This window comes from Phenylobacterium sp. (assembly GCF_044236515.1).
Taxonomy (GTDB): domain Bacteria; phylum Pseudomonadota; class Alphaproteobacteria; order Caulobacterales; family Caulobacteraceae; genus Phenylobacterium.
In genome coordinates, this window is record NZ_JBIIGK010000184.1 from 1 (window position 1) to 5171 (window position 5171).

Here is a 5171-nt window from a genome sequence, read left to right on the forward strand (position 1 = left end):
GGCGGCGCGTCCCGGCGCCTATCCGGCCCAGTGCGCCGAGTTCTGCGGCGGGCCGCACGCGCTGATGGGGCTGGTGGTCGTCGCCCATGCGCCGGCGGAGTTCGACGCCCTGCTCGCCCGTCGCGCCCAGCCCGCGCCGCCGCCGACCGGGCGCGGCGCGCAGGTGTTCGCCGCCGCCGGCTGCGGCGCCTGTCACACGGTGCGCGGGACGCCGGCCAACGGCCTGGCCGGACCCGACCTGACCCACGTCGGCTCGCGCCGCACGCTCGGCGCCGGCATCCTGCCCAACAGCCAGGGGGCCCTCGCCGGCTGGATCGCCGACAGCCAGGCGATAAAGCCCGGCAATCGGATGCCGGCCTATGCGGTGCTGAACGGCCCCGAGCTGCGGGCGCTCGCCGCCTGGCTGGACGGCCTGAAGTGAGCTCGGAAACCGGCTTCGACCCCCGGCTCTACGACCGCTTTCCCACCGCCGGGCCGCGCCCGCCTGGCGAGCTCGCCGCCCTCGAGGAGGCCTGGTGCGGGCCGAAACGCTGGGAGTGGCTGACGGCGATCAACAACAACTACATCGGCGTCTACTACCTCGGCGCAGCGATGCTGTTCTTCGTCCTGGCCGGGACACTGGCGGTGCTGATGCGCACCCAGCTGGCCCTGCCGCTGAACGGCTTCCTGCCGCAGGAGACCTACAACCAGCTCTTCACCATGCACGGGACCATGATGATGTTCCTGTTCGCGGTGCCGGCGGTGGAGGCGCTGGGCGTGCTGCTGCTGCCCCAGATGCTGGGAGCGCGCGACCTGCCGTTTCCGCGGCTGTCGGCCTACGCCTTCTGGGCCTATCTGATCGGTGGCCTGGCGTTCTTCGGCTCGATCTTCGTCGGCCTCGCGCCGAACGGCGGCTGGTTCATGTACCCGCCGCTGACGGGGATGCAGTACTCGCCGGGGATCAACGCCGATTTCTGGCTGCTCGGCATCGGCTTCATCGAGATCTCGGCCATCGCCGGGGCCATCGAGATCATCGTCGGCGTGCTGCGCACCCGCGCGCCCGGCATGACCCTCGACAAGCTGCCGATCTTCGCCTGGGCGATGCTGATCTTCGCCGGGATGATCGTCATCGCCTTCCCGTCGGTGATCCTGGCGACCCTGCTTCTGGAGCTGGAGCGGGCGTTCGGCTGGCCGTTCTTCGATAGCGTCAAAGGCGGCGACCCGCTGCTCTGGCAGCACCTGTTCTGGTTCTTCGGCCATCCGGAGGTCTACATCATCTTCCTGCCGGCGGCCGGGGCGATGTCGACGATCATTCCGGCAATCGCCCGAACGGAGCTCGTCGGCTACCGGCTGGTGGTGCTGGCGATGCTGGCGACCGGCTTCATCTCCTTCGGGGTGTGGGCCCACCATATGTTCACGGTGGGCATGCCGCGGGCGTCCGTGAACGTCTTTTCCGCCGCCTCGATGGCCGTCAGCGTTCCAGCCGGGGTGCAGGTCTTCGCCTGGATCGCAACCCTGGCCGCCGGGCGAATGCGATTCAGCGCGCCGGGCCTGTTCGCAATCGGCGGCCTCGTCATCTTCGTGATGGGCGGGCTGACCGGGGTGATGGTGGCCATGGTCCCGTTCGACTGGCAGGCCCACGACACCTATTTCGTCGTCGCGCACCTGCACTATGTGCTGATCGGGGGAATGGTCTTCCCCATGTTCGCGGCGATCTACTACTGGACGCCGCTGGTCAGCCGGCGTCCGTTGAGCGACCGGCTGGGCAAGTGGGTGTTCTGGCTGATGTTCGCCGGCATGCACCTGGCCTTCCTGCCGATGCACCTGAGCGGGCTGATGGGTATGCCGCGGCGGGTCTACACCTACCTGCCCGGCCGCGACTGGGACCTGCCGAACCAGCTTTCCACCGCCGGCGCCTACCTGTTCGCCGCCGCCGTCGCGCTGTGGATCGCCGACATGGCGCGCAACTTCCGGCCGTTCGGCGAGGACAACGCCGGCAATGTCTACGACGGACCCGGGCTGGAATGGCTGCCCAACGATCTCTACTCGGTGCGCTCGATCCCGGTGGTGAAGAGCCTTTATCCCCTGTGGGATCAGAAGAGCCTGTCGGCCGAGGTCGCGGCCGGACGCCATTTCCTGCCCGACAACCCGACCGGTGGGCGCGAGACCATCGTCACAAGCACCCTGAACGCCGAGCCGCAGTTCCTTCTGCGCATGCCCAAGCCGTCGGCCTGGCACGTCTGGGCGGCGGTGTTCACCGCCGGCTTCTTCCTGTTGCTGACTGTCCAGGCCTATGTGGCCGCGGCGATCAGCGGCGTCGCAGCGATCTACACCCTCTTCCAGTGGTGCTGGCTGATGGACCGGCCGATGGACAAGCCGACGGTCGACATCGGCGGCGGCATCCTGGCCCCCAGCTACGCCTCGGGGGTGCAAGGCCACGGCTGGTGGGCGATGGTCATCACCCTGACCGTCGGCGGCATGGTCGCGCTGCTGGCCGGGTTCTCCTACGTCTTCCTGTGGAGCACGCGGCCGGACCTCTGGGCGCCGCCGCCGCAGGACTCCCTGGTCCTGATCCTCGCCCTGATGGCCGCCGCCGCCGTGCTGGCGTGGATCGGAGTCCGGGCCCTGGTCCACGACGGCCCGCGCAGCCCCGGTGTCGCGAGCCTGAGCCTGATCCTCGCCATCGCGGCGCTCACGGCCGGGTTCGGCCTCGACCTGAACGGCTGGCTGGGCGCCGGACTCGACCCCAAGAGCGGGCCGCAGGGCGCCAGCGTCGCCATGCTGCTGTCCTGGCAGGGGCTGTTCGTCGCCACTGGGTTGATGATGGCGCTCTACGTCGGACTGCGGCTGGCCTGGCGCTATGTCCGGGCGGACCAACCGGCGAGCTTCGAGCTGGTCGGCCTGTTCGTCGTCTTCAGCGCCGGCCAGGGCGCCTTCGCCGCCGCCTTGCCGCGACTGTTCCCGGGAGGCTGACGTGCGGCGTTGGACCTGGGGGCTGGGCGGGCTGCTGATCTGGCTGGTCCACTTCAGCGGCCTCTACGCCATCGCCAGCGTCGAGGCGCAGACCGTGGCCGAGGACGCCGCGCCCTGGCGGCTGCTGGCCCTGGCGTTCAGCGCGGCCTGCGCGGCCGCGGCGGCGAGCCTGCTTTGGCTGTCGATAGGCCGGCTGCGGCACGGGGGCGATCCGGTGGCGAGGCTGATGGATCAGCTGGCCGCGCTCGGGTCCGGGGTCGGCCTGGTGGCGATCGTCTGGCAGTCGGCGTCGGCGGCGATCTAGGCGGCGGCGAGCCGGTCGGCGCCAGCAGTCTTCTCGAGCTCCAGGAAAGCCCCGAGGATGTGATAGAAGCTGCTGGCCGGCGCAGCTTCGTCGACGAAGGCGCCGTCGCCCTTCATCCGGTCGCGCCACAGACCGTTGGCCGGGGCCTGCAGATAGCGGCGCAGGCTGCGGGCCGCCTGCAGGGCATGCTCCTCCTCGCCGAGGATCAGCGCCGCCTTGAGGTGCTCGGTCTGGGCCCAGAGGCGGGCCGAGGCGTCACGCACCGACAGCAGATCCGAACTCAGCGCGCCGATCGCCACGCCGCGCTCGGCGTCGACGCCGAGGCGGCCGACCGCGTAGAGCCGGCGCGCGGCGGCCCGGGCGTCGGGCCGGCCGCGCAAGCGGCCCCAGCGCTCCAGGAGCCAAGCCCACTCGAACTGATGGCCCGGCTGGATGACGTCGCCGGCCAGCGGCGTCCAGTCGGCGTCGAAGGCGTTGCGAAGGGCGCCGTCGGCGCCGACGAAGCGGGTGAGAGCGAGGCCGGCGACCTCGTCGGCCAGCGTCGCCCAGCGCGCGTCGCCGCCCGCCGCCTCCCAGGCCAAGGCGGCCTCGAGCAGGTGCATGTGGCCGGTCGCCTGGAACGGATGTGGTCCGGCCTCGCGGAAGCCGCCGGGCGGGTGGCGGCGGGCGTCGAGGGCCGAGCGCAGGCGCAGCGCCTCGGCGGTCCAGCGCGGGGCGCCGTCGGCCTCGGCGAGCGCCGCGAGGGCGAGGAGGGCGAAGGCCTGGTCGTAGATGTGCGCCGAGGACTCCAGCACCTCGCCGTCCGGCGCCATCAGGGTGCAGAGCAGGCCGTCGGCGCGGCGGGCGTAGGTGAGGAAGAACTCCATGCCCCGCCGGGCCGCCGCGATCCACGGGCCGGCGAAGTCGGCGTCGGCGGCGCGGGCGAAGACGAAGACCTGGCGAGCCTGCACCCGGGCCCGACGTTCCGGGTCGGCGACCTGGCCGTCGGGCGTCAGGGCTTCGCGGAAGCCGCCGTTGGCGTGATCCTGGCCGAGCGTCGCCCAGACCGGCAGCGCGGCCGTCGCCAGCCAGCGTCGCATCCAGGCGGTCGCTTGCGGCAGGGAGGTCCACGGGATCGCCGGGTCGAGGGTCATTCTGGCTCCGCTGGGGTCGGGCGCACGTTCGGACGTCGCTCGCCTGCAGTGTCGCGGAGCCGGGCCTCGCGGTCATTCCGGCAAAACTACCTAGGTCGGTCGGGCCCCGAGGAAGCCGTCGAAGAACCGCTGGGTCAGTTGGCTGAGGGCCTCGATGCAGTAGCCGCCTTCCTGGACGACCAGCACCGGCAGATCGAGGGCGCCGATCCGGGCGCCGAGCCGGCGGAAGCCGTCTTCCGTCACCGCGACCTTGGATTGCGGGTCGCGGACGAAGATGTCGTAGCCGTGCGACAGCACCAGGGCGTCGGGGCGGAAGGCGGCGACGGCCGCCAGGGCCTGATCGAGGGCCGAAAAGAAGACGTCTTCCGGGGAGCCGTGCGGCATCGGCAGGTTGAGGTTGAAGCCTTCGCCGGGTCCGGCGCCGCGTTCGTCGGCGAAGCCGGCGACGACGGGGTAGAAGTTGGTCGGGTCCCCGTGCACCGAGACGTAGAGCACGTCGGGGCGGTCGTAGAAGATCTCCTGGATTCCCTGTCCGTGATGCATGTCGGTGTCGAGGACGGCGACACGGGTTAGGCCGGCGGCGATCAGGCGCTGGGCGGCGACGGCGGCGCTGTTGAGGAAGCAGAAGCCGCCGGCCGCTTCGCGCCGGGCGTGATGGCCGGGCGGGCGGCAGAGGGCGTAGGCCTGGCGGTCGCCGGCCAGCAGGGCGTCGGCGCCGGCGATGGCGCACTGGGCCGAGGCGTAGGCGGCGGTGAAGGTGTCGGGGCCGATCGGGGCGCTGC

At 71.5% G+C, this 5171-nt stretch carries 5 protein-coding genes; 3 read left to right on the top strand and 2 right to left on the bottom strand.

What is annotated here, in order from left to right; genetic code table 11:
- The 3 genes from ACILRF_RS14325 to ACILRF_RS14335 form a co-directional block, all read left to right on the top strand.
- The coding region (locus tag ACILRF_RS14325) for a c-type cytochrome (RefSeq protein WP_395674046.1) at positions 1 to 421 on the top strand (421 nt) is incomplete at its 5' end.
- Entirely contained in the window at positions 418 to 2952 is a 2535-nt protein-coding gene (locus tag ACILRF_RS14330; RefSeq protein ID WP_395674048.1) for a cbb3-type cytochrome c oxidase subunit I, read from the top strand. The genes ACILRF_RS14325 and ACILRF_RS14330, both read left to right, overlap by 4 nt.
- Position 2953: 1 nt before the next feature.
- The gene (locus ACILRF_RS14335) at positions 2954 to 3256 is read left to right on the top strand and encodes a hypothetical protein (protein ID WP_395674050.1); all 303 of its coding nucleotides are present in this window, start codon (positions 2954 to 2956) and stop codon (positions 3254 to 3256) included.
- Here the strand turns inward: ACILRF_RS14335 and ACILRF_RS14340 are convergent.
- Positions 3253 to 4389 (bottom strand): AGE family epimerase/isomerase, encoded by a 1137-nt coding sequence (locus tag ACILRF_RS14340; protein WP_395674052.1) that lies wholly within the window; start codon positions 4387 to 4389, stop codon positions 3253 to 3255. The genes ACILRF_RS14335 and ACILRF_RS14340 overlap by 4 nt on opposite strands.
- Positions 4390 to 4479: 90 nt before the next feature.
- Positions 4480 to 5171 (bottom strand): histone deacetylase family protein (locus ACILRF_RS14345; RefSeq protein WP_395674054.1); only part of this gene is annotated, 692 nt, incomplete at its 5' end.